Annotated in this window: 28 protein-coding genes; 2 read left to right on the top strand and 26 right to left on the bottom strand. The window is 42.0% G+C overall.

Annotated features, from left to right (window positions below; all coding sequences use genetic code 11):
* Positions 1 to 18 precede the first annotated feature (18 nt).
* The 12 genes from IE337_RS03095 to IE337_RS03040 all read right to left on the bottom strand — a co-directional run bounded on the left by IE337_RS03095 (position 19) and on the right by IE337_RS03040 (position 8,742).
* On the bottom strand, positions 19 to 261 hold the full coding sequence (locus tag IE337_RS03095) for an acyl carrier protein (RefSeq protein WP_072152721.1): 243 nt from the start codon (positions 259 to 261) through the stop codon (positions 19 to 21).
* Between the two features lie 81 nt (positions 262 to 342).
* Complete coding sequence (locus IE337_RS03090) at positions 343 to 1,314, bottom strand: beta-ketoacyl-ACP synthase III (protein WP_191136741.1); 972 nt, start codon at positions 1,312 to 1,314, stop codon at positions 343 to 345.
* Between the two features lie 10 nt (positions 1,315 to 1,324).
* Positions 1,325 to 1,786, bottom strand: a complete 462-nt coding sequence (locus IE337_RS03085; RefSeq protein WP_057746260.1) for a MarR family winged helix-turn-helix transcriptional regulator — start codon at positions 1,784 to 1,786, stop codon at positions 1,325 to 1,327.
* A gap of 17 nt (positions 1,787 to 1,803) precedes the next feature.
* Positions 1,804 to 2,250, bottom strand: coding sequence for a 3-hydroxyacyl-ACP dehydratase FabZ (gene fabZ / locus IE337_RS03080; RefSeq protein ID WP_057746257.1), 447 nt, complete (start codon positions 2,248 to 2,250; stop codon positions 1,804 to 1,806).
* A 151-nt stretch (positions 2,251 to 2,401) separates the two neighbouring features.
* Positions 2,402 to 3,001, bottom strand: a complete 600-nt coding sequence (locus IE337_RS03075; protein ID WP_072152719.1) for a hypothetical protein — start codon at positions 2,999 to 3,001, stop codon at positions 2,402 to 2,404.
* A 14-nt stretch (positions 3,002 to 3,015) separates the two neighbouring features.
* Positions 3,016 to 3,396, bottom strand: a complete 381-nt coding sequence (locus IE337_RS03070) for a DUF948 domain-containing protein (protein WP_057746252.1) — start codon at positions 3,394 to 3,396, stop codon at positions 3,016 to 3,018.
* Between the two features lie 108 nt (positions 3,397 to 3,504).
* A complete protein-coding gene (pepF, locus tag IE337_RS03065; protein WP_191136740.1) occupies positions 3,505 to 5,319 on the bottom strand; it encodes an oligoendopeptidase F in 1,815 nt (604 codons plus the stop codon).
* 73 nt (positions 5,320 to 5,392) lie between these two features.
* The gene (locus IE337_RS03060) at positions 5,393 to 6,307 is read right to left on the bottom strand and encodes a competence protein CoiA family protein (RefSeq protein ID WP_191136739.1); all 915 of its coding nucleotides are present in this window, start codon (positions 6,305 to 6,307) and stop codon (positions 5,393 to 5,395) included.
* A gap of 89 nt (positions 6,308 to 6,396) precedes the next feature.
* The gene (locus tag IE337_RS03055; protein WP_057746244.1) at positions 6,397 to 7,137 is read right to left on the bottom strand and encodes an adaptor protein MecA; all 741 of its coding nucleotides are present in this window, start codon (positions 7,135 to 7,137) and stop codon (positions 6,397 to 6,399) included.
* An 81-nt stretch (positions 7,138 to 7,218) separates the two neighbouring features.
* On the bottom strand, positions 7,219 to 7,737 hold the full coding sequence (locus IE337_RS03050) for an antibiotic biosynthesis monooxygenase (RefSeq protein WP_057746241.1): 519 nt from the start codon (positions 7,735 to 7,737) through the stop codon (positions 7,219 to 7,221).
* Between the two features lie 65 nt (positions 7,738 to 7,802).
* The gene (locus IE337_RS03045; protein ID WP_191136738.1) at positions 7,803 to 8,537 is read right to left on the bottom strand and encodes a CPBP family intramembrane glutamic endopeptidase; all 735 of its coding nucleotides are present in this window, start codon (positions 8,535 to 8,537) and stop codon (positions 7,803 to 7,805) included.
* The gene (locus tag IE337_RS03040) at positions 8,527 to 8,742 is read right to left on the bottom strand and encodes a hypothetical protein (RefSeq protein WP_057746236.1); all 216 of its coding nucleotides are present in this window, start codon (positions 8,740 to 8,742) and stop codon (positions 8,527 to 8,529) included. The genes IE337_RS03045 and IE337_RS03040 overlap by 11 nt, the downstream gene beginning before the upstream one ends.
* 185 nt (positions 8,743 to 8,927) lie before the next feature.
* On the opposite strand from IE337_RS03040, the gene mscL reads away from it, so the two are divergent.
* Together mscL and IE337_RS03030 are read left to right on the top strand one after the other, a co-directional pair.
* Positions 8,928 to 9,353: a large conductance mechanosensitive channel protein MscL gene (gene mscL / locus IE337_RS03035; protein ID WP_191136737.1), complete on the top strand. Its 426-nt coding sequence runs from the start codon at positions 8,928 to 8,930 to the stop codon at positions 9,351 to 9,353.
* A gap of 154 nt (positions 9,354 to 9,507) precedes the next feature.
* Positions 9,508 to 10,152, top strand: coding sequence for a deoxynucleoside kinase (locus tag IE337_RS03030; RefSeq protein ID WP_057746231.1), 645 nt, complete (start codon positions 9,508 to 9,510; stop codon positions 10,150 to 10,152).
* Positions 10,153 to 10,185: 33 nt separating this feature from the next.
* On the opposite strand, the gene IE337_RS03025 is transcribed toward IE337_RS03030, so the two are convergent.
* The 14 genes from IE337_RS03025 to plsX form a co-directional block, all read right to left on the bottom strand.
* Positions 10,186 to 11,217, bottom strand: a complete 1,032-nt coding sequence (locus tag IE337_RS03025) for an NlpC/P60 family protein (RefSeq protein ID WP_191136736.1) — start codon at positions 11,215 to 11,217, stop codon at positions 10,186 to 10,188.
* A 277-nt stretch (positions 11,218 to 11,494) separates the two neighbouring features.
* Positions 11,495 to 13,012, bottom strand: a complete 1,518-nt coding sequence (gene glpK / locus IE337_RS03020) for a glycerol kinase GlpK (RefSeq protein WP_191136735.1) — start codon at positions 13,010 to 13,012, stop codon at positions 11,495 to 11,497.
* Between the two features lie 67 nt (positions 13,013 to 13,079).
* Positions 13,080 to 13,265 carry a 2-hydroxymuconate tautomerase gene (locus IE337_RS03015; protein ID WP_057746224.1) on the bottom strand — a complete coding sequence of 62 codons (186 nt, stop codon included), beginning with the start codon at positions 13,263 to 13,265 and terminating at the stop codon, positions 13,080 to 13,082.
* A gap of 146 nt (positions 13,266 to 13,411) precedes the next feature.
* Positions 13,412 to 13,765: a 50S ribosomal protein L19 gene (gene rplS / locus IE337_RS03010; protein ID WP_057746219.1), complete on the bottom strand. Its 354-nt coding sequence runs from the start codon at positions 13,763 to 13,765 to the stop codon at positions 13,412 to 13,414.
* Positions 13,766 to 13,885: 120 nt separating this feature from the next.
* Positions 13,886 to 14,632 (bottom strand): tRNA (guanosine(37)-N1)-methyltransferase TrmD, encoded by a 747-nt coding sequence (gene trmD, locus IE337_RS03005; RefSeq protein ID WP_191136734.1) that lies wholly within the window; start codon positions 14,630 to 14,632, stop codon positions 13,886 to 13,888.
* Between the two features lies 1 nt (position 14,633).
* Entirely contained in the window at positions 14,634 to 15,140 is a 507-nt protein-coding gene (gene rimM / locus IE337_RS03000; protein WP_057746214.1) for a ribosome maturation factor RimM, read from the bottom strand.
* 111 nt (positions 15,141 to 15,251) lie between these two features.
* Entirely contained in the window at positions 15,252 to 15,524 is a 273-nt protein-coding gene (gene rpsP, locus IE337_RS02995; RefSeq protein WP_057746211.1) for a 30S ribosomal protein S16, read from the bottom strand.
* 98 nt (positions 15,525 to 15,622) lie between these two features.
* Positions 15,623 to 17,071 carry a signal recognition particle protein gene (ffh, locus tag IE337_RS02990; protein WP_191136733.1) on the bottom strand — a complete coding sequence of 483 codons (1,449 nt, stop codon included), beginning with the start codon at positions 17,069 to 17,071 and terminating at the stop codon, positions 15,623 to 15,625.
* A 4-nt stretch (positions 17,072 to 17,075) separates the two neighbouring features.
* The gene (locus IE337_RS02985; protein WP_057746206.1) at positions 17,076 to 17,417 is read right to left on the bottom strand and encodes a putative DNA-binding protein; all 342 of its coding nucleotides are present in this window, start codon (positions 17,415 to 17,417) and stop codon (positions 17,076 to 17,078) included.
* Position 17,418: 1 nt separating this feature from the next.
* Complete coding sequence (gene ftsY, locus IE337_RS02980; RefSeq protein WP_446002618.1) at positions 17,419 to 18,732, bottom strand: signal recognition particle-docking protein FtsY; 1,314 nt, start codon at positions 18,730 to 18,732, stop codon at positions 17,419 to 17,421.
* 377 nt (positions 18,733 to 19,109) lie between these two features.
* Entirely contained in the window at positions 19,110 to 22,634 is a 3,525-nt protein-coding gene (gene smc / locus IE337_RS02975; protein WP_191136731.1) for a chromosome segregation protein SMC, read from the bottom strand.
* Between the two features lie 15 nt (positions 22,635 to 22,649).
* On the bottom strand, positions 22,650 to 23,357 hold the full coding sequence (rnc, locus tag IE337_RS02970; RefSeq protein WP_057746202.1) for a ribonuclease III: 708 nt from the start codon (positions 23,355 to 23,357) through the stop codon (positions 22,650 to 22,652).
* A 109-nt stretch (positions 23,358 to 23,466) separates the two neighbouring features.
* Positions 23,467 to 23,709 (bottom strand): acyl carrier protein, encoded by a 243-nt coding sequence (locus IE337_RS02965; protein ID WP_191136730.1) that lies wholly within the window; start codon positions 23,707 to 23,709, stop codon positions 23,467 to 23,469.
* Between the two features lie 12 nt (positions 23,710 to 23,721).
* The gene (plsX, locus tag IE337_RS02960; RefSeq protein WP_191136729.1) at positions 23,722 to 24,762 is read right to left on the bottom strand and encodes a phosphate acyltransferase PlsX; all 1,041 of its coding nucleotides are present in this window, start codon (positions 24,760 to 24,762) and stop codon (positions 23,722 to 23,724) included.
* Between the last annotated feature and the right edge of the window lie 72 nt (positions 24,763 to 24,834).

Genomic DNA, 24,834 nt, shown 5'->3' with positions numbered 1-24,834 from the left:
AGCTCCTTATTTACGTTCTTACTTTGCGTCAATTTGTGCTTGAATCTTGTTTACAAGGTCTTGCACTGTCTTGATATCTTCAGCAACTTCCAATTCGATATCGAATTCTTCTTCAACATTGTTCAAAACTTCAAACAAATCCAATGAATCAGCTTCGATATCGTCCTCAAAGTTTGTAGTCAACTTAACATCATCTTGGTCCAAATCGAATTGGTCCATCAAAATAGCTTGTACCTTGTTAAAAATTTCTTCGTTAGTCATGATAAATAATCTCCTATGGTTTGTGTTTTAGTCGCTGAACGACTTAGATTTTTTTGCATAAATGCATACAATAATTATAACTTAAATTTGGATTAATGTGGTACCAGTTGTTAAACCTGCCCCGAATCCAGCCAACATTATTTTTTGACCAGGATGAAGTTGACCTTGAGCCTGTAACTCTGCTAGTAGAATAGGTACACTAGCTGCACTGGTATTCCCATATTCTTCTACATTAATCGGAAACTTATCCAGCGGCTGATCTAGATGGTGCGCAATGCTCTGAATAATACGTGCATTGGCTTGATGCAAAATAAATAAATCTACATCATCTACACTAAGGCCATTTTCCGCTAAGACTCGTAATATGAGTTCTGGAACACGGCGAGTCGCAAATTGATAAACGGCGCGTCCATCCATATGAAAGGATAGATCAGTCGGCACATTAGTCGCATTAAAGACCGTATGTTGATTTAATTGCCCCGCAGTTAGCGCAGCTCCTTGATCACCATATGACTTAAATCCTTCACCAATCAAGCCAACTTCGGCGTCAGTCTTACCAACTAAGACCCCTGCTGCCCCATCTCCAAAAAGAACGGCAGTAGAACGATCATGCCAATCAACTAAACGACTTAACGTCTCAGCACCAATGACTAGACCATGTTGATAGCGCGTCTCAATTAGCTTTGCAGCTAAACTTAAAGCACTAACAAAACCCGTACAGGCAACATTGATATCAATCCCAAAGGCATTGTTTGCACGCAATAATCCCTGGACTTGTGTCGAAACCGTTGGGGCCAACGCATCTGGTGACATTGTTGCGACGATAATAAAATCGAGCTCTGATGCTGCCAAATGCGCCTTATCTAGTAACTTTTGGGCGACTGCATAGGCTAAGTCTGTTGTCGTTTGTCCTTGCGTAATGTGACGTTGCCGAATTCCAGTTCGACTTTTAATCCATTCATCTGACGTATCCATCATTTGTGATAGATCGTTATTTGTAACGCGATTCGCTGGTACGGCTAATGCCGTTGATAAAATCGAAAATTTTTCCATTACACCATCTTTACTTAATAGATTGATTTAGATTATCCAAATATTCTTGGAGATGTAAAATTGCATCTTCAACTACCTGCATATCCGACACATTTAAAGAATCAACTAAATAATGCGTTAAATGACGATGAAACGATTGATGCGCACGGTAGACAACGCGTCCGCGATGCGTTAACCCCAAACGCACAATCCGGCGGTCAGTTTGAGAACGGCGACGTTCAACATACCCCTTCTTAACCAACTTATCGATGGCTGTCGTCATTGAACTGGGTGTCAGATGGACTTCTTTTGCCACCTCAGATGCACTCGGTTCATCATACATTGAAATAGCCGCGATGATATGCATTTCTTTTAAAGAGATATCTTTAAAAATTGATTCATGCAACGAAGCTTCTTCAATCCAGCCAACCTTATTGAAAACATCAACAAGGGCATCGTTAATTTCTTCAAAAGTGTCATCACTCGCAACCATCACTATTTCTCCATCTTTTAATTTGCTTGCTCATCATTTGAGACAACAAACATGAGTTCAGCTTTTGTTGCTAATTGATCATCAACATATGTCTGAACTTTTACGGTTCCCATATTTTCACGTAAATTACCAAACTGGACATGCATCTTCATCACATCCCCTGGGGTAATCATGCGCTTGAATCGCGCTTTATCAACTCCAGTCATGTAGGCCGTTTTACCGACAAACTTAGGGGAAGACAAAATCAAAATTGAAGCGGCTTGCGCCATTGCTTCAATAATGTATACACCGGGAACCACTGGGTTACCTGGAAAATGACCTTGAAAATAAGGTTCATTAATTGTTACATTCTTTGTCGCAACTAAGCTTTCATCAGGCACCATCTCGTCGACATAATCCACATAAAGAATGGGATAACGATTTGGAATTAGTGCCATAACTTCTGTCGTATTTAAGGCAACCATTGTGTCACTCCTTTTTCTTTTTATTTCGAACGTCGAAACATTCGATAATCAAATCATATAAATATTTTACAAAAAAGTCAATTGAATTTTAGATATTTAAGAAAAAAATCGCACAAAAAAAGCCCCAATTGCTTGGGGCTTCGCATTTTATTTATTTAGAAACACTGCCAGCTAAACCTGACTTACCTGAATCGGCTAGTCCTGTTTTCTTAGCGGCAGACAAGGCCTGCTTACCAGATTCAGCCAAACCGACTTCGTCATCTGTAATCGCCTTAACTTGCGCTTCGATCGTTGCTAAGTCGTCGGCAACATTTTCGCTGGTTGCATGATCCAATTCATTTAAAATCGTCTCATTTTCAGTCGCATCTGCTTGAATTGCATCCAAATTGTCTAAATTTAGCACAATCGTTTCTTCTGCATCATCTTTTTTTGCCTGTGCGGCTTCACGTGCATCAGAAACCTTGTTTTGCGTCTTTTGCCACAACTCGTTTGAACTCTTCTTCACTTGTTCAGAAGTAGCAGCAGCTTTTTGCTTCAACGCATTGGCTTGTTCATCAAGACCAGCCTTGGCGATCAAGTCATTGACTGCGTATTGCGCATCAACCAAGCGCACCTTAGCTTCATCACTCAACTTACCCACTTCATTTTGAATTTCGGCTTGTTGCTTTTGATCAAGTCGCTTGTAAACAGCATAACCACTTGCAGCAATGGCACTACCAACAGCGATTGTTTTAATGAATTTATTTCCCATGTATTTTCCCTCACTTAAGCTTCTGTCTTTTTGCTTGACTTACGCCCTTTACGTAAGCCATTCACAGTTGAAAAGGCTGTTGCACCCTTGGCCATATTCTTTGAACGGGCCTTACCAGTTAGGTTCTTGGTTGCTGAATTCAAATCAGACACTGAGACACCCAAATCGGCTACAGCTTGTACAGCAGGATCTAGAGTTCCGACCTTACCATTTACATCATCAATCAATGCATTGGCATTAGCAAGCAACTCATCAGCTTCACGCGCAATAATATCAACATCAACTAGCACGTTTTTTAAGGGACGTGTAATCCGATATACCAACAAACTGATTGAACCAAGTAATAATAAAATGGCGATAGCTACGATTAGCCACGCTAAACCACCTAATGACATAAAAACCTCCACTGCTTCTGTTTTTGTATTTCCTTCATTGTACCTGTTTCTCAAGCACCTTTCAAATAAAAAGCCAAACGTCTTCAATTGAAATCGTTTGGCTTTTTATTATTTTTGTTCTAGCTCTTGCACAAGTTCTTCGAATTCATTCAAACGTTGTTCAAAAGTTGCAAAGGCTTCTTGAAGATAATCTGGTTTTGTCATATCAACACCAGCTTGCTTCATCACATCAATTGGGTAGGCAGACGATCCCGCCTTAAGATAAGTCTTGTAACGATCAACCGCTGGTTGCCCTTCTTGGATAATCTGATCAGAAAGCGCCGTGGCTGCCGCAAAGCCAGTACTATATTGGAATACATAGAAATTGTAATAGAAGTGTGGGATACGTTCCCACTCATGGGCAATTTCTGGATCTGGCGTCAGTGCATCACCATAGTAATGCTGATTTAGATCAGCATAGGCTTGGTCTAGGACTTCAGCCGTCAACGGAACCCCGGCCGCATCTTGTTGATGCATCCATTGCTCAAATTCAGCAAATTGTGTTTGACGGAAGACGGTTCCCTTAAAGCCATCCAAATACTGATTCAAAATATACGCACGTAACGCCTTATCATCAATGGTCTTTAATAAGTAATCTGTTAATAGGTTTTCATTGGTCGTTGACGCAATTTCAGCCAAGAAAATTGGATAGTCACCATATTGATAGGGTTGATTATGACGGGTTAGATAACTGTGTGCACTGTGACCCATTTCGTGAACCAATGTATACAAGTTATTCAAGTTATCGACCCAATTCAACAACATGAACGGATTTGTATCATACGCCCCACCAGAGTAAGCACCTGATCGCTTCCCTTGATTTTCAACAACATCAATCCAACGTGAGTCAAACGCCTGATTCACAATATCTAAATAGTCTTCCCCTAATGGTGCCAAAGCTTCTAACGCTTCGGCTTTAGCAGACTCAAAATCAATTGCATAATCCGGCTCACCTAAAATAGGCGTATATAAATCATAGGAATGAAGTTCTTGCAAACCTAGTAGGCGCTTCCGCAATGCAACATACCGGTGCAATAATGGCAACGCTTGGTTAACTTGTTCAACCAAGGTGTCGTAAACCACTTCGGGCACCTGATTGGCAGCCAAAGACGCTTGACGTGCGCTGTCATAATGATGCGCTTGCGCCATAAAATTATGCCCCTTAATGTGGCTTGATAGCGTTGATGCAAAAGTATTTTCCAACGCAATATAAGACTTATAGAAAGTTTGGAAAGTTTCTTTACGTACAGATGGATTTGTTGATTCCAATAAACGCGCATAAACGCCGTTTGATAGTTGTTCCGTCTCACCAGCATCATTTTTCACAGTACCAAATTTGATGTCGGCATTATCCAGGATACTAAATGTCTTTTCTGAGGCACCAAAAACGTCACCAGCTGCCGCCAAAAGTGATTCTTGATCTGCCGAAAGCACATGTCCCTTCTGCGTTAAAATGGCATCAAAATAGTGTTGGTAATCGGCCAATTCTGGCGTAGTTGCCTTAAATTCGTGCCATTGTGCATCCGTTAATGACAATACCGCTGGATCAAAGAAGGCAATCGCGCTTGAAACACGTGCGGCTAGTCCCTGTACTTGGTCAAACATCCCTTGATACTGACTATTAGTCGTATCTTGATCATTTTTCATTGATGCGTAAACGTAGAGCGTTTCCAAATCACGCATCAACCCTAGTCCATATTGAAGCGCTTGTAACAGCGCAGCCCCTGAATCAGTGACGTGCTCAGCAAAATAGGTTGCCCCATCCAAGCGGTCACTTAAATCTGCAAAGGCCGCTTCCCAGGCTGCATCAGTTGGATAAATCGTACTAAGATCCCACGTCTGACTGGTTGGAACCTCATCTCTGGTTGGTAATGTATTGGCCATTTTAACACGCTCCTTTTTTAATCGTTCAAATCTCAAACTATCGTTTGAATTGCTTAAAAATCAATTGTTTAAGTCATTTTATTATACTTTTCTCATTTAAGCAAATCAGGTTCTTGTGCCAAGTGATGACCTGTTGCGCTGTCCACCATTGCAAAACATCCATTAAACATCGCCTGCGCCAATCTGTATCAGTAATAAAAGCACTTTTATGCCAAGGCATTTGGGTGACAACATGCTCCAACACCTCTAAAGATTGTGGTCCACGCGATAAGGTAAGCCACAACTGCAATAAGACATACCAATACGGTATCTTGGGACCAGGGGTTAAGTACACTGTGGGTAAGCAGCAGTCAGGGATTGCGTTTAGATTGAACCCAGCTTGATAAAGGTCACTTTGGATTTGGCGATATGGCGGCTTACCGTATCTTAGCCCGCGAATAATTTGACGCCGTAAATGTCTTGGACAAATATTTTGATGGCGCCGCACATATTTATTTTCCGCATCATAAGTCATTTTTTCAACCTTCTCTTCGTGAAAAAAATAGGCATATAGTCCGTTTTTTGAGAGCTTTAAGAAAGCATACGGTAACTGTCTCAAATAATTGCCACCCAAAATCCAATGAACGTGTAGATTAGCTTGCTGATAGCATTGTGTTCTGCGGACCACAGCTGCATACGAGATCCGTGCACATTGATACTCAATCACTGTCAACTGCCCCTGCTTTGACATCAACACCATATCGGCTCGTTGCTTTAACTGCGGCAAATATTGTTCAATTTCCACATGATAGTGCTTTTGTTTAAAATAGTTGGCCAGCATTTGTTTACCTTGCTGATGTTCGACTGATTCCGTCGCATGCTTATTTGTCTGCGCTTTATGATAGTTCACCATTTTGCCATTCAGTCCACGTCGCTGCAAGACAACCCTGTGGCACCAGAAGCATTCATCTGGTTGCTTCGTGTCAATCCTAATTCGATGTCTTCGCATCTGTTTCCCCTCCCATAACAGAGACACAACGTAACAACATTTTGACAAAAAAAACTCAAATGTGGATTACCCACATCTGAGTTTTTATTTTAAACATTAAAATATTGGTTAAGGTGATCTACTGCATGATCATTTAAGATTGTGCGCCCATGTTCAGCAACGACTGCTTGATCTAGGGGACTCACCTTCCCGTATTCCAAAGCAACACTCAACAAATTTTGTCGATCAGCGAGCTTCAAATCGTTCGCAAATTCAAGTGAAAGGTAGTACTTACCTTTATCCTCGTATAAGCGCGTATTTTCGAGTCCACTACCAACAATTTGCGCCAATCCTAAGACATCTTCAAAATCGTTAAAGCGCATGAAAGCGACATTAGGGACATCTTCAGCCACAATCGCTGCATTTTTTGGTGCAGCACTTGTATTCGGTTCAAAAACCTTTTCGACGCTATCCCCACTTTCATCTTCATCCGTTCCTAATAACTTTTTTAGTAAATCACTCGAAACATCATCATTTGGGTGAGCATCATCTTCATCTTGATTGCCAACCACTGACTGCATGATGCCTTCCATCATGGCTTGGTCAGGTGCACGAGTTGAGATAAAGACCTCAAGCCCATCGCGCTTTGGTAATACCTGAAACGACACAGCACCATCACTCTTATTTAAAAAATCATAATCTTCGTCCGCTTCTTCCAATAATCCGCGGAAAAAACTCTCAATTTCATCTTGGTTTCCCATTAGTTCTGTAATGGAAACACCCCGCTCCGCTAAATCATGATTTGTTAAATCAACGCGAATCGTATCTTCATTAATACGTTCAAATTCCATAATATCTCACCCCCCTTTCGCATCGTTTATAACGATACATTATACCAAGCCTCATGATAAAAAAATACCCAAGTCGCTTGATTATAGCTTTTGCTTTGTGAAGGCCGCCGGTGAATAGCTACTAGTCCGCATGTTATAACGATTTTCAAAGTCTGCATATTTCTTAAGTGGTCCACGACCATCAGCTTGCCAAATTGTATAATAATCGCGGAGAGTCCAGGTCGACATAACCGCAAATTGACGATTATCATCCATCCGTTGTAATAATTGACTGCCAATCAATCCAGTAACATTCACCATCGTATCAGTTTGATAATTGTTCCATTGCTTTTGAAAAGCACCCATTTCTTCTTCCGGAATTGTTAAGAAAGTAAAATGAATCCACCCACGAATGTCATCAGTTTCTCCAACAGCACTGAGCACATCATAACTAACTGGATTGGCAAAAACTGACGTTGCCGTGTTAGTAGCCTCCAGTAGTTGAAAATTATTCTGATCGCGATCATCAATCGTTAACAACATATGCCGCTCTGGGTTTTCTGTTTGTAATGCTTGGAGCACTTTTTGGCTACCAAAAGTTGTATGTAAATATTGTTTCATTATTTAGCCTCATTTCAAGAATCTATACATCTAGTATAACGCTTTTCATTATTTTCGGTACCACATTAGTGTAAGACCATCGTCAACACCAAAACTAGCATTGAAAAGCTATTATTAACAAAATGCAAGGCCATTGCATATTGAATTTGGCGCGTTTTTTTATACACAATTGCTAGAATGAGTCCCATCAAACTATACTGTAAAAAATCAAATAAATTGAATCCCGTATAAACGTGATACAAACCAAATAGGCCTGCCGAAAGGAACACATTCGTCCACCACCACCCATTTTTAAAAAAATAGTTTAGGATTATGCCACGAAAAATCAATTCTTCAACAAGCGGTGCAACGATTACGGCTAGCACCAAGATGAAAATCAATCCATAGCCCCCTTGCTGGGCCATTTGTTCTAACATGCGCTGATTTTCAGGTTCAGACACTTGACCCGTCACCAACACGCGAACGGCATTAATCACCATGCTCCCCACAATGATTGAGGCAAAGCCGTACCCAACCCACTTTAATTTTTGCACCTGAAAGGGATGCAAGCCGACGTTCGGACTAACTCTGCGGATAGCCCATAACATGATGGATACGGTCATAGCCATAAAGATTATGGTAATGCCCACCATAAGTACCGTTGCTAAACGTCCTTTTGCCGGAAAACCAAATGACAACGCTAAACCTTGACTGCCAGCCGTCGCAAAAAGTTGAATAGCTGTATTCAAAATAATCCCCACAACTAACCAAACAATGCCTTTGAATAAGTTATCAACTGTTTTTAGGGTCTTATTGTTCATCCTTTGGCGCCTCCTTTTTATTGTGCTTAGTCTGTTGTAATTTAAAAACCAATAAACTCATCAAATAGGTAAAGCCGATAACTGCTACGACAAAAACGATTGCCGCTACCCAGATAGGCCAGTGATAGTAGCCACTCAACATCGACAGACCCACGAAGCTCAACAAGGTTATCATGCAAAACCCTGCAAAAATCAATCCACGCATGTCTTCCCTCTTTTCTTTTTTCAAATATCTCTTCTATTTTACATGAACCATTCTTAAAACCATAATGATTAGTCACCCTATTTTTTCTTTTAACAGAATATTAAAATCTAATAAATCCACTAGACTTGCTGTTTGTCCATGCTAAAATAAAACGGTTCATTAAATTTATTTTGAAGGAGTTTATTATGAAATCATTTATTAAAGAGTTCCGTGAATTTATCACAGATGGTAACATTATTGACATGGCCATTGCCTTTATTATGGGAGGTGCTTTACAAGTACTTCTTAAAGCCTTAGTTGATGATATTTTCATGCCTATCATTGGTATTTTTACCGGTGCTGTGTCGTTTGCCGATATTGTCTGGCAGGTCGGGCCTGCCCAAATCAAAATTGGTAGTTTCATCTCAGCTGCCATCACATTCGTATTAACTGGTTTGATTATCTTTATCATGGTTAAAGCGATGAACAAAGCCCGTGCGTTAACTGGTAAGACTGATGATGATGATGATGAAGCAGATGACGAAACTGAGTTAGCTGTACTACAAGCAATTCGTGATGAATTAGCCGAACAAAACAAAATCAATACTCACGCAAAGTCGAACCAATCATAAAATTTAAAAAAGCGGATCCAGATTCTGGGTCCGCTTTTTTATCCTCCTTTCATTAGAAATTGTCAAGAATTGCATTCCATGATTTTATTAGCTAAGATAGTTATCGGCAAGTTAGTTCGACAACTAACCAAATCCTAAAGGAAGAAGGACAATCATGGTGATTATCACAGCTGGAATGATTGGCGTTGGTAAAACAACATTAACAGATTTAATCGCAAAGCATTTGGGAACGGAGGCCTTCTTTGAACCAGTTGGAGACAACCCGGTCCTCCCACTCTATTATGCAGATCCAAAGCAATATGGTTTCTTGCTTCAAATTTACTTTTTAAATAAGCGTTTCGCAATGATTAAACGCGCATTGGCCGATGATAATAACGTCTTAGATCGTTCAATTTACGAAGATGCATTATTTACACAAGAAAATCATCGCGAAGGCAATATTTCCGACGCTGAATTAGATGTCTACATGCAACTTCTTGATAATATGATGGCAGAACTACAAACCATGCGTAAGAGTCGTCCAGATTTAATGGTCTTTGCCAACGCTGATTTCGACACTATTTTGTATCGTATTAAAAAGCGTGGACGTGACTATGAACAATTCGAAGATAATGCTGAACTACGTGATTACTACTATAAAATGTGGTCAGCATATCAGGATTGGTATGAAGCTTATGATGCTTCACCAAAAATGATGGTTGATTTGCAGAAATATAATTTGGAAGACCCAGAGAATCAGGCAATTGTGTTGCAACAAATTGATGATCGTTTAGCAGAATTAGATGCGCAAAATCAATAAAAAAAGTCTCTCAATTGAGAGACTTTTTTTATTTTAGTCAATTGAACCGACAAAACTAGGTGCGGCATCTGTATTAGCTTGCGTCCCAGTAATCACTTGATCTTGACCAACATAAACGCCGGCTTGATAAGAAGTCCCATGATCACCCCAGAAAACGACATCCCCCTGTTTAGCAACATCCTGCAATGGTGCACCATTTAAATCTTGAAGGTTAAAATAGGCTTCTTGTTGCGTTGTATTTTCAGGAATGTTTTGTCCAGTCGCTTGTTGGTATGCTTGTGCCACTAATTGACCGGAAGTTTGTACGTTTCCGGCTGCCTGTGTCTCGACTGCTGCTTGGGCCATCGCTGCGCCTGTCTCAGTCGTCACTTCTGGTGTTATTACTGGCGTCGCATCTATGGTACTTTCTAGACTGGTTGGCGCTGCTTCGGCAACAGCTGCACTGTCTTGATCAATTTGAGGCGTTACCACACTCGTTGACTCCGAAACAGCTGGTGCTTGTGACCCAAGCTCAGTTGCGTTTGGCGTCACATTGACAGATGCTTCTGCCTCAGGTGTTGCAACAATACTATCCGTATCCACGGCAGATTCCGAAACTGCATTAGCTGTCGCTTGTGAAGCGTCAGTTGCTTGTTCAGAAGCAGCAGTTTTCGTAGCTGAAATAGTTTCATTAGAAGCAACTTGCTCAGTGTGCACATTTTCAGATTGAACCAAATCGGCTTGCGCCTCGACACTGGCCGCCTTTGCTGCGTCTTGAGCATGCTGCTTAATTGCAACATCAGATGCTTGCGCTGACTTATCCTTACGGACCTCTGTTCGACTTGCTTGCACTTGTTTAGTATCCGAAGCCTTAGCTTGCTTTTGGCTTGGTTGCTTGACATCCCCAACCAAAGCTTGCAGAGCTTGATGCACGGGATCGCTTGATACAGCTTGCTTCGCTGCTGGACGTTCGTTTTGTTCTAGGCGACTCATGGCTGCTTGAACTGATGGCACTTGGGTAACCCCAACCACACCAAACGCTCCAATGACACCACTTACAAGTAATTTATTTGTCTTTTGTCCCATTTGTCCTACTCCTTAATCTGTTATGTATCTGGAACTATCATACCGCAAAACAAACGTTATTTTTCACTGAATTTTAAGCCTTAATCCCCATCATTAAGTAAGACTTAACGTGATTTCAGTAACATTTTCAGCCTTGGATTTGTAACAGGCTTATAAAAGTGTCTATCAAAAAGAAAAGCGACCCGAACATAATCTGTCACAGGCTATGTCAGGTCGCTTATTAAATTAAAGGCAGAGTTTAAACTAACTTTATGATTTTTGTAACAAAAACTTAATATTAAGAGAAATCATCTTGCAATGGAAAAGTTTGCGCAGCGGCAACAGCCTTCTGCCATCGTCGATAAGTTTGCGCCATCTCATCACGTTTGCTTGCATCTGGCAGTTTAATATCTACAGCAGTTAACACAGGTAAGTCATCTACATCCTGCCAAAAACCAACGCCTAATCCAGCTAGGAAAGCTGCGCCAAGCGCCGTTGTTTCTAATTGTTCCGGTCGTTGCACCGGCAATTGAAGTAAATCGGATTGGAATTGTTGGAGATAATCATTGACCGCGGCTCCACCATCCGTCACTAAGTGATCCATCTTCAAGTCAGTATCATTCTCCATAGCCAAAATGACATCATTAGTTTGATATGCTAATGATTCTACGGTTGCGCGAACAATATCCGCTTTGGTCGTCGAACGCATAATACCAAACATGGCGCCGCGGGTTTGTTGATCCCAATAAGGGGCCCCTAATCCCGTAAACGCCGGAACCACATAAATAAACGCGGGATGTTGAATCCGTGACAATTGCGCTAACTCAGAAGTTTCACGGGCGCTTTTAATTAACTCAAGGCCATCCCGTAACCATTGGATAGCGGCCCCCGCAATAAAAACAGACCCTTCCAAAGCATATGTCACTTCACCATTTAAGCTATAGGCAATGGTTGATAAAAGGCCATTTTTTGAGGTTGCAATTTTGTCACCGGTATTCATGACAATAAATGATCCCGTCCCATAGGTGTTCTTAACATCACCGACATCAAAGGCCCGATGTCCGACTAACGCTGCTTGCTGATCACCTGCAATACCTGAAATTGGTATCTGGAGACCAAAGAAAACATAATTGGCCGTGTATCCATAAACATGGGCTGAATCTTCCACTCTTGGCAAGATGGCTTTAGGGATATTGAAAGCTTCTAGGAGCTCTTCATCCCAGCTTAATGTATGAATATTAAATAACATCGTTCGCGAGGCATTCGTGTAGTCAGTGGCATGTACGGCACCATTCGTTAACTTGTACAATAACCATGTATCAATGGTACCAAACAAGATATCGCCTCGTTCAGCCTTCTCACGAGCCCCAGGAACATGGTCTAACAACCACATAATTTTTGTCGCAGAAAAATAGGCATCTACCCATAACCCTGTCTTGTCATAAATCCATTGACTCTGACCCTGAGCCTTTAATTGTTCCGCAATTTCATCACTTTGTTTTGATTGCCAAACAACCGCCGGGGCAATTGGTTCTCCCGTCACACGGTCCCACATAACGGTTGTTTCGCGTTGATTCGTAATCCCAATTCCCGCAACCTTATAAGGTTCAATATTGGCCTCAAGCACCACGGCATTCAATAACTGCTTGGTATCATCCCAAATGACGTTGGCATCATGCTCAACCCAACCGGGTTCTCGAAAAATTTGGGGCAATTCGCGTTGCACCTTCGCCACCGCTTGGCCGGATTGATCAAACAAGATTGCCCGTGTACTGGTTGTCCCTTGATCAATTGATAAAATATATTGTTCTGACATACGTGAAACTCCTCAGTCATGTCGATAAAAAAAGATGGTTATCACACCACCTTTTACTACGGTCGATTTACTTTTCTGAACGAAGTGTTCCGCCGTCCATGAAACGGTCAGCACGCATTTCATCAACAATTACCTTAATTGCTGCACGTGGTGCACCAGTATTTTTTTCAACAGCGTCTGTAATATCAGACATCATTGCCTTCAATTGTTCTGGCGTGCGCCCCTCAACAAGTTCTACGTGTACAAATGGCATGATTCACCCTCATTCTTTCTTATTGTGTTCTTGCATTAAATTTATCACTTGTTTGTCTGAAATTCAAGTTGGACCCTTTGTTTTTAAACAAAAAAAAGACTAACCATTGCTGGTTAGTCTTTTTTAATTGGCACTTGCCAAGATAATTAACGACGTGCTTCAGGAATACGAGCAGCCTTACCTTGCAATGCACGCAAGTAGTACAACTTGGCACGACGAACGCGACCATGACGAACTACTTCAATCTTATCAACACGTGGTGAGTGCAATGGGAATGTACGTTCCACACCAACACCACTTGAGATCTTACGAACAGTGTAAGTTGCTTGGATACCAGCGCCACGACGCTTGATAACAACACCTTCAAACAATTGTACACGTTCACGTGAACCTTCGACGATTCGTGCGTAAACACGAACAGTATCACCAGCACGGAATTCAGGAATGTCCGTACGTAGTTGATCAGCAGTAAGCTTTTCTAGCAATGCATTTTGACGCATAATTAATCTCCTCATCAACAATCATTCACCATTCGGCCAGCGGATTATCGGGTTTTATTTTTTGGTGAAAACACCAATAAGTAATATAGCATACTCTATCGTAGTTGACAAGTTACCGTATTACTTTTCGGCTGATTCAGCTTCTTCTTGCTTCACTTCACGCAATAGGCGTTTCGTTTCAGGCGTAAATTGGTAGTGCTCCAAAAGATCAGGACGACGCAAATAAGTCCGACGTAAGGCTTCCTTTTGCTTCCATTCTGCAATTTTGGCATGATTACCTGATGTTAGGACCGCAGGTACTTGCATACCGCGGAAATCAGCCGGACGCGTATACTGTGGATATTCAAGAAGTCCCGTTGAGAAAGAATCATCAACCGCTGACATATCATCACCAAGCGCGTCTTCGAGTAAACGAACCGTCGCATCAATGACCGTCATTGCACCCAATTCTCCACCAGTCAACACAAAGTCTCCAATTGAAATTTCATCAGTAACCAATTCACGAATGCGTTCATCATAACCTTCATAGTGACCGGCAATGAACGTCAAATGGTCTTCTTTGGCGAGTTCTTCGGCTTTAGCTTGCGTGAACGTTTCGCCAGCTGGATCCATTAGAATCACACGCCCCCGATTACCCGCTTGCGCTTCAACGGCATCCATCGCGTCGAAAATGGGTTGTGGCATCAATAGCATACCTTGCCCACCACCATAAATCTCATCATCAACTTTATTATGTTTGTTGGTCGTATAATCACGGAAATCAACGACATTAAAGTCAACGAGTCCTTTATCGATGGTTTTACCGATAATTGATTCACGCATCGGCGCAAACATATTTGGGAATAAACTTAGTACATCAATCCGCATTTTAAATTTCCTCAAGTTGGTTCACAAAGACTTTACCAGCATCTAAATCAACCGCTAATACGACCTGTTTAATGTTTGGCAAAAGTAAGTCATCGGCACCCTTCTTTTTAACAACCCACACGTCATTTGCAGGTAGTTCCATAATTTCGCTGACTTTACCCAGTGAGGCTTGTGTCGCTTGATCAATAACCTCAAGACCAACAATATCGTGATAGTAATATTCATCTTCTGAATCTAGTTCAGCAACTTCAGTTTCATCAACTAACAAATCATGACCTTTAAATTGTTCAACTAAATTAATATCTTGCATATCTTCAAATGACAATAGAATGAATTGCTTGTGTGGACGAACCGTTTTAATCGTCACTGTCGTTGGCGTCTTACCATCAACAACAAGTTGTTCACCAACCTGGAAACGTTCTTCAGGAAAGTCTGTAATGGGAATTACGCGGACTTCACCTCGAATGCCATGGGTATTCACAATTTTTCCGACTTTAAATAAGCTCATATCAACCTCTTTTCAACTGTTATAGCGTGTTCTAAGTATACCATGCTTTATTTTCTAAATTAAAAAAAAAAAGGAGCGACCACAAGTGGTCACTCCTTTATCACAAACTAATTACTTTGAGTACTTAGCTTCGTGATACTTTTGCATGATGCCAGCATCTGACAACATGTTCTTAACAGTATCTGATGGTTGAGCACCCTTGTTCAACCATTCCATGATAGTCTCTTCTTCCAAGTGAACAGCATCTTCTTCAACCAATGGGTTGTAAGTTCCAACTGTTTCAATAAAGCGACCATCACGTGGTGCACGTGAGTCAGCAACAACAATACGATAGAATGGGCGCTTCTTTGATCCCATACGCTTCATGCGAATTTTAGTAGCCATGTATAATGTCCTCCAGTAATTTTTCTACAGGTAATAATATACCAGTTCTCAAGTATCCTGTAAAGTGTTTTTCCTTTACAGTTTTAAATTTGTCTTTTTTACTTGCTACGCTTTTTCTTGTTCTTCTTAACGCGACGGGCCATTTGCTTCATCGCAACGTTAGCCATCTTGCCTTGAAGACCGCCACCGGCACCGTTTCCGCCACCCATACCCATGGCACCCATCATTTGCTCCATGCCATTGACATTACCATTCAGTACTTGACCCATCATCTTTTTCATTTCATTGAATTGTTTAATCATACGATTCACTTCAACAATTGGACGACCAGATCCTGCGGCAATTCGGCGGCGACGTGATGGACTCAATAAATCAGGATTCTCACGTTCAGCCTTCGTCATTGAGTACACAATGGCCTTTAGATGTTCCATATCTTTAGGATCGATTTGCACGTTCTTTAAGGCTGGATTATTTGCCATTCCTGGAATCATTTTAATCAAATCTTCCATCGGTCCCATATTTTGAACTTGTTGCATTTGATCCAAGAAATCATTGAAATCAAAGGTACTTGACTTCATTTTTTCCATGGTTTCTTCAGCTTGCTTTTCGTCGTAATCCTTTTGGGCTTTTTCGATTAGGGTCATCATGTCACCCATACCCAAAATACGACTAGCCATACGATCAGGATAGAAGACATCTAAGTCATCCATCTTTTCACCTTGACCGACAAACTTAATTGGCTTACCTGTTACAGCACGGATTGAAAGTGCCGCTCCACCACGGGTATCACCATCTAACTTCGTAAGTGTAACCCCAGTAATGCCCAAGCGATCATTAAATCCTTCAGCCGTTTCAGTTGCATTCTGACCAGTCATCGCATCAACAACCAACATGATTTCATCTGGTTGCGCGATTTCTTTAATATCTTCCAGCTCTTGCATCAATGGCTCATCGATTTGCAAACGACCAGCAGCATCAATGAAGACATAGTCAGCCTTTTCTTCGTGGGCTTTGTCTAATCCTTGGCGCACGATTTCACGCGGATCAACATCTGTTCCCATTTCGAAAACAGGGACGTCAATTTGTTCACCAATCGTTTGCAACTGTTGAATGGCCGCTGGACGATAAACGTCAGCAGCAATCATGAAGGGACGCGCATTTTGTTCCTTCTTCAACTTGTTAGCCAATTTACCAGCAGTGGTCGTCTTACCAGCCCCTTGTAGACCAACCATCATAATAACTGTTGGAATCTTAGGTGACTTGTTCAGTGGCACCGCTTCTTCACCCATCATTTCAACCAATTCATCATTTACGATTGAAACAATTTGTTGCGCTGGGTTTAAGCCTTCTAAGACTTTAGCTCCAGCAGCCTTTTCACGGACATTTCGCACAAATTCCTTAACAACGGAATAGTTAACGTCAGCATCCAGTAAGGCCATGCGAATTTCACGCATTGTATCGCGCAAATCCGCATCCGTTACCTTACCTTTACGACGAAGACCTGAAATGGCACCCTGTAATCTTTCTGTTAATCCTTCAAAAGCCATGGTTCTACTCCTCTTCTAATGTTACTAATTGATTTGCCAATGCTTGTAAATCAGCATCGGCTGGATAATTTTCTGCAATATAGCTTTGCATATTTTCAGCAGCCGCTTGCCTTTTTTGAAAATCAGCATACAAATGTAATTTTGCTTCATAATTTTCAAGCAACTGTGTACTCCGTTTTAAATTATCATAAACGGCTTGGCGTGATACCTGGAATTCATCAGCTACTTCCCCCAATGAAAGGTCGTCCGCATAATAGAGTTCCAAATAATCATTTTGCTTTTTGGTCAGCAACGGTTGATAAAAATCAAATAACGCATTCAAGCGAGTGGTTTTGGCAACTTCCATGTTACTTAGAACCCTCAAGCAAACGACCGAAAAGCCCCTTTACAAAGGCATCTGCATCAAATGGTTGTAAGTCAGTAACCTTCTCACCAACACCAATCCATTTAACTGGCAAATGTAATTCATTTCGGATTGGTAAAATAATACCACCTTTGGCGGTACCATCAAGTTTCGTTAGCACAATTCCTGTGACGTCCGTTGAATCTTTGAACAAACGCGCTTGTTGCAAAGCATTTTGCCCTGTTGTTGCATCAAGGACCAGCAATACTTCTTGAGGTGCTTCTGGAATTTCACGCTGAATAATTCGCTTCATTTTCGCCAACTCTTGCATCAAGTTCACATTATTTTGCAAACGTCCCGCCGTATCCACAAACAAAATGTCTGCTTCTTGCGCCTGGGCTTGCTTAACGCCATCGTACACAACTGATGCTGGATCGGAATTTGCCGCTCCAGTCACAACCGGAATATCGTTACGCTTTCCCCATTCAACGAGTTGTTCAGTCGCACCCGCACGGAACGTATCCGCTGCGGCCAAGACGACCTGCTTACCTTCTTGCTTATAGCGTGCTGACATCTTACCGATTGTGGTTGTCTTACCAACCCCATTCACTCCAACAAATAAAATCACCGTTAACCCATTGGCATTAAGGTGCATACTGGTATCTTCATCAACCCCTTGACGTTCGTAGAGATCAATTAATTTTTGAATAATAACTTTTGAGACTTCATCTTGACTCTTGGCATTCTTCAATTTCACTTCATCACGTAACTCGTCCGTCAATGTAACGGCCGTTTGTGCCCCAACATCCGCACTAATCAATGTTTCTTCTAAATCATCAAAGAAGTCTTCATCAACTGAACGGAAGTTTGACATGAACTGATTCCAGCGATCAGACCATGTCCGGCGGGTTTTGCTAAGACCTTGATCCAAATCTTGCTCGGCTGTCTGTTCAACTTCAGTTTCATTAATCGCATTGGCCGCGTCTGCTGAAGCTGACTCTGACAATGATTGGCTTATTTCGAGTGACGTGTCGTGATTTTGCTCAGTTTGCGCTAAATCGCGTTTAATCTCAGGTTCTAAATCGTGTTCAGCTGTTTCTTCCAGTTCCACTTCATTAACCGCGCTGGCAGCATCCTGCGAGGCAGAGACTGATAAAGATTGACTGGTTGAAACTGATGTCGCATGTGCTTGTGACGCTGAAACCATGACTGAGGTTGAAAATGAGGCAGATTCAGCGAGCATATCTGCTTCGACTTGGCTAGTTGAGGTGACTAATGATAGCTCATCTGACAGTGAGTCAGCATGAACTTGTGCCATTGCGTCTGATACAGATGTCACATGTGCTTGTTCCGCTGATTGTGCGTCAATAACAGATGCAGCCTCGGATTCTGACAATGAAGCTGAGGCAGTTTCACGATCAGCTTTAGCTTGTGCAATTGATGCATGGGCTGCCGATTCAGCAACCGTCGATGTCAGTGTTTCATTTTCTGCCTCACGCTCAGCTTCGACGGGTGTCGTTGAAGCTGAAACAACTAATTCATGTGAGTCAGCGATTGCCTCTTGTTCAGCAATTTCATCCGTCACATATTTAATATCCACAGCCATACCTGGCTTTGGCTGTAAGACCTCAACTTTAACTTTTGGCTTATGTTTCAAAAAATCAAATAATCCCATTATCCCTATCCTCTCTTAATTCATGCGTCATTTAGGTTGACTGAGACCATGGTTGAAACACCTGGTTCTTGCATTGTTACCCCATACAAGACATCACAGGCGGCCATAGTTCCTTGTCGATGTGTAATCACAATAAATTGCGTGGCTTGTTCAACCGATTGTAAATAATTGGCGAAGCGATCAACATTTGCTTCGTCTAGTGCGGCTTCAGTTTCATCCAAAACAACAAATGGCACCGGGCGCACCGCCAAAATGGCAAAGAGCAAACTAATCGCCGTCAACGCTTTTTCACCACCAGAAAGCAGGCTCATTTGTTGAAATTTCTTACCGGGTGGCTGAGCCTTAATATCAATACCTGTTTCTAATAAATTGTCTGGCTGTTCCAAATAAAGCTTTGCTTGACCGCCTCCAAACATTTTAACAAATATTTGCTCAAAATGCCCATTGACCGCATCGAACGTTGTTTTAAAACGGGTCTTGACTTCTTCATCCATCTCAGACATCGTTTCGGCCAAATCATCGTGGGCATCTAATAAATCTTGCTTCTGTTGATTTAAGAATGCATAACGCTCCTTCACTTCAGCGTATTCCGTAATGGCGTTCATATTAACATCACCAATATCGTCTAAGCCTCGCTTTAAGAGTTTCAACTGATTTTTGATTGCCGGCAGGTCCGCACATGTTGCTTCAGCCTGTGGTTGATACTGAACTGCATATGTTTCTTCAAGTTGAGCTTGTGCTTGTTCAATGCGTGTTTGTAACCCGGTTTGACGTGCCGTTAATTGATTCAAAGCTGCCAAGTCATGTTGTTGCTTGCCTTGCAACTGCTCAATCGCACGTTCTTTTTGGTCTATGGCGTTTTGCTGATTTTGCAGGGTTTTGTCAATTTCAGTCAGACGCTGCACTAATTGCTCACGTTCGCCTTGTTTGGCTTGTAACTCCGTCGCAATCCGCTGATTAACGTCGTCACGATCCATGTTCAAATCTCGTAATTGGGCTGTCAATTGTGCTTGTGCATCGGTGTTGGCCTTCAACTGAGCCGTTAAATTGGTCACCTGTTCTTGGGCGTGTTGTTGATCTGCCTCTGCTGTTTTTTGCGCCAATTGCACTTCCACCAAGGCTTGATTTGATTCCTCTAAACTTTTCTGCAACGTCGTCATTTCTGTTTGCGTTGCTTCCAATTGTTGATTAACGTCATCATATTGCGTTTGAGCTGATTGTAATTGTTCTTGCAATACTTTATCGTCCTGGTTTTCGCCAACTCCGGCTAACTGCATATCATACTGCAAACTTTGTTGTTGTTTTTCAAGATGCGTTAAATCTTGTTGTGCTTTTTGGAGTGAAGCAGTCTGCTGTTGCTGAACTTCCGTTAACTGCAAAACTTGTGCTTGTTGTGCTTTAAACGTTTCGGTTAATTCATTCAAAGCCGCTTTGTCGGATTTGACAGCTGCTTCTAAAGTCGTCACATCTTGGTTTAATACCGTTAATTGTTGGGTGAGATCGGCTAATTCATTTTTTTGCGTCAGTAAACCTTGTTGCTGATTACGGCTCGCACCACCAGTCATGGAACCGCCCGCATTAATCACTTGCCCGTCTAACGTCACAAGTCGAACGCGTTGCCCTAAGGCATGGGCCATTTGATTGGCATGGTCAAGGTCATCTACAATCACGGTTGTGCCTAACAATTGTTGTTTAATCTGCTTAAACTCAGCGTGCATATTCACCAAATCAGCCGCAGTCCCCAGGAAACCAGGTTGTGTCTCCGCTGTTTGGAGCAGGTTCGGTGCCAATTGGCGACCTTTAATTGTCGACATCGGCAAAAAGGTAACGCGACCTAGGCGATGTTTGCTTAGGTATTGAATCGCTTGCTTAGCCGTATTAGGTGTATCGACAATCACCTGTTGTAAGGCTGCGCCGAGCGCTGTTTCGATTGCTAACTGATACTTGGGGTCAACATCTATCAACTCAGCCACGACCCCTTGAATACCGGGAAACGCATTGCGCTGCTTCATTAATTGTTTCACGCCTTGATAATACCCATCATACTGCTCATTCAGCCGTTGTAACGATTCAACGCGAGCTTGTACATGTTGTTGCGCTTGAAGACGCTCATACCATTTTTCGCGATTCGCTTGATATTGGCGTTCTGCTGCCTGACCTTGTGTTTGCTGTTCAGCCAATGCTTGTTGCGCTAATTTTAGCTCAGCTTGGGCCTGATCAGCCTGCGCTTGAACTGCTTCTAGGCTAGCTTTAGCCGTTTTGATTTGATCCATCAAGCTCTGGTAGCGCTGTTGGTAACGATCTGTTTGAGCATCGGCACGTTGATGTTCTTGTTGTGCAAAATGTTGATTATTCTTGGCCGTCGTCAATTGTTCCAAAGCGGTCACTAACTCCGGACGCAAATCCGCCAATTGCTTTTCCAACGCCATTAAATGGGCTTGATCAGTCGAACGACTTAACTGTTGCGCCTGTTCATTCAATGCTTTTAGTGTGCTATCGGCTTGGGTCGCTGCTTCCTTAGCTTGTTCCAGTTGTTGGACCAAATTAGCTGCGGCCGCTTGGCGCTCGGTCAACGTTTGTCTTGTTGCAGCAACTAACTGCTTTTGATTCTGTTCTCGTTCAGCCTGTAACCTTTTTTCACCTGCCAATGCTTCAACTCGCTGGGTTACCTCTAACAAAGCTTGTTGCGCCTGTTGTTGCCGTTCACGTTGATCAATTAGCTCTAATTTTTGCTTTTGTAAATCTGTTTGTGCTTGAGTGACGGTTTCAGATATCGTCTGTTGTTGGACAGACTGTGCGTCACGTTCCGCAATTGTTGTTTCTAACGTCTGGTGCCATTCCGTGAGTTCAATTTGAAGTCGACTTTGGTCTAATTGCTCAAAAGCCTGCTTCTGATCCTTATAGTCCTGTGCTTTGGCACTTTGTTGTGCTAAAGGCTCAATCCGTTGTTCCAACTCATAAAGAATATCCGTTACACGTGCAAGGTTATCTTGAACATCAGCTAATTTCTTACCAGCTTGTTGTTTATTTTGCTTATATTTATAAACACCAGCCACATCTTCAATAATGGCACGTCGGTCTTCAGCTTTGGCACTGAAGATGTGCTCCACACGTCCTTGGGAAATAATCGAAAAACTTTCATGACCAAGCCCTGAATCCATAAATAACTCTTGGATATCTTTCAAACGAACTTGTTTCCCATTCATCAGATATTTGGAATCGCCATTCCGATACAGCAAGCGTTTAATCTCAATTTCTGAAAAGTCAGAGTTCAAATAGTGATCTTGGTTATCAAAGACAATCCCAACTTCCGCGCGATTTAAAGGCGCTCGCGTTTTTGTACCGCCAAAAATCACGTCGGCCATCTTATCACCACGCAGACCTTTGGCTGATTGTTCACCCATTACCCAACGGATAGCTTCAATAATATTAGACTTACCTGATCCATTTGGCCCAACAATCCCTGTTATCCCAGGCATGAAATCAATTTGCGTCCGGTCGGCAAATGATTTAAACCCCTGCATTGATAAAGTTTTTAGTTTCATAGTTGCATCCCTAATTTACTTTTTTTCAGCAGATGTCGTTAATTGCTGGTAAGCATTCCGTGCGGCATCTTTTTCCGCCGCTTTGGTTGACTTACCTTGTCCTGTTGCAAGTACTTGTTGGTTAACCATTACTTCGACTTCAAAAATTTGATCATTATTCGCCAAGGGCTTTTCTGATAGTTTTTGATATTTAATTGCAACGGGTCCATCTTTTTGTAGATATTCTTGTAACTTTGACTTATAGTCCACAAATTGCTCAAAGAAGCCTTCGTCAATTTTTGCAAATAAAATTTGTTCCAAGAAACGCATCACGACAGCTTGTCCTTGATCAAGGTATAGGGCCCCAATAAAGGCCTCCCAAATATCTTCCAGTAATGAATCACGTTGGCGGGCACCAGATAATTCTTCTCCCCGGCCTAATCGAATATAACGATCTAGATGTAACTCGCGTGACAAAGCTGCAAATGAACGGGTCTGTACCATTGCAATACGCAACTCTGTCAATCGACCTTCATCCCAATCTGGAAAACGTTTAAATAAATACACTGCCGTTGATTGTTGCATGACAGCATCGCCCAAAAACTCTAACCGTTGATAATCATTTCCTTCTACTTCAGGATGTTCATTCAAATAATTTGCTTGCGTCAGTGCTTCCTGAAGCAATTGTTCATTATCAAAATGTAGGTCATACTGACTTGCTAATTCTTGCTCTAATTCTTCCATGCGCTTTTGCCCCCTTTTAATTTTCACATAGTCCTTATTATACCAGATTTTAGCGCGTTAAGCTGAAACAAAAGGCACCAACAGCATTCGCTGTTGGTGCCTTTATCACTTATTTTGAATGTGCGATCACGAAATCCGCAACGTCATCGATTGTCTGTAATTGCTCGGCATCTTCATCAGAAATGGCGGTATGAAATACATCTTCCATTTCTAAGATTAATTCAAGAAAATCAATCGAATCAGCATCGGTCACTTGCATCAAATCACTCGAACCAGTGAGGTTGCGTGGATCAACTTTAAAATGCTTCGCGACAAATTGAATCACACCATCAACTGTCTGTTGGCGCTCCATGCTGACCCCTGTTTACTTCTTTTCTGACTTTGATGACAGTTCATCTTTGTGTGTCTTGACGTACGCTTCAACTTTATTCGTCAAATCCGCATCCGAAATCTTCTGAATTTGCTTCAAAGTTTGGGCAACTTCGTAAGCACTTGATGAACCATGGGTCTTCACAACTGGTGCCTTCACACCAATAACAACTGCACCACCATATTCAGAGTAGTCTAAACGTTCAGCCGCTTTAGTCAAACTTGGCTTCAGCAATAGGCCACCTAACTTGGCTTGCAAGTTTCCATCAACAATTGTGTTCTTCACAACAGAAAGCACACTCTTGGCCGTTCCTTCAATGGCCTTTAGGGTGGCATTTCCTGAGAAACCGTCTGAAACGACGACATCTGCTGGTCCTTGCAACAAATCACGTGATTCCACGTTACCCACGAAATTCAAATTACCGGCATCACTCCCATGTTGCAAGAGTTGGTGCGCCTCTTTATGTAATGGATCACCCTTATCTGGCTCACCACCATTATTAAGCAGCCCAACACGTGGTGTCTCAAACCCCAACACTTCACTTGCATAGAATGAACCTAGGATACCATATTGGTAAAGATGGGCCGGCTTGTTTTCAGCATTGGCACCCACATCCATCATAACGAAAACAGGATGTGGTCCATTTAAGGCCGGCATAACCGACATTAAGGCTGGACGATCAACACCTTTAATACGTCCCACAATAAAAATTGCTGTCGCTAACACTGCCCCAGTGTTTCCGGCTGAAAAGAATGCGTCGGCATCGCCCGCCTTAACCGCTTCAGCTGCCATTACAAGTGAGCTATTTTTCTTGGTCCGCATGGCCTTAACCGGTTCTTCGGCCATTTCAATCACTTCATCAGCTTCAATAAATTTAATTTGCTGATCATTTTTAATCAAAGCCTTCAATTGATCAACTGGACCATACAATTGAAATTCAACATCGGGCATTTCATCCCGAGCTTGTTCAACACCATTTACAATCGCTTCTGGGGCGTTATCGCCACCCATTGCATCAATCGCAATCTTTAACATGTCATGCTTCCTCGTTCATTTTATATATTTGTATTCAATCTCTAAAAACAGTACCTACCATTATAAAATCTT

This window comes from Weissella viridescens, from assembly GCF_014789145.1.
GTDB lineage: Bacteria > Bacillota > Bacilli > Lactobacillales > Lactobacillaceae > Weissella > Weissella viridescens.
Note: the sequence above shows the minus strand (reverse complement) of the source record. Positions and strands in the feature narration are given on the sequence as shown.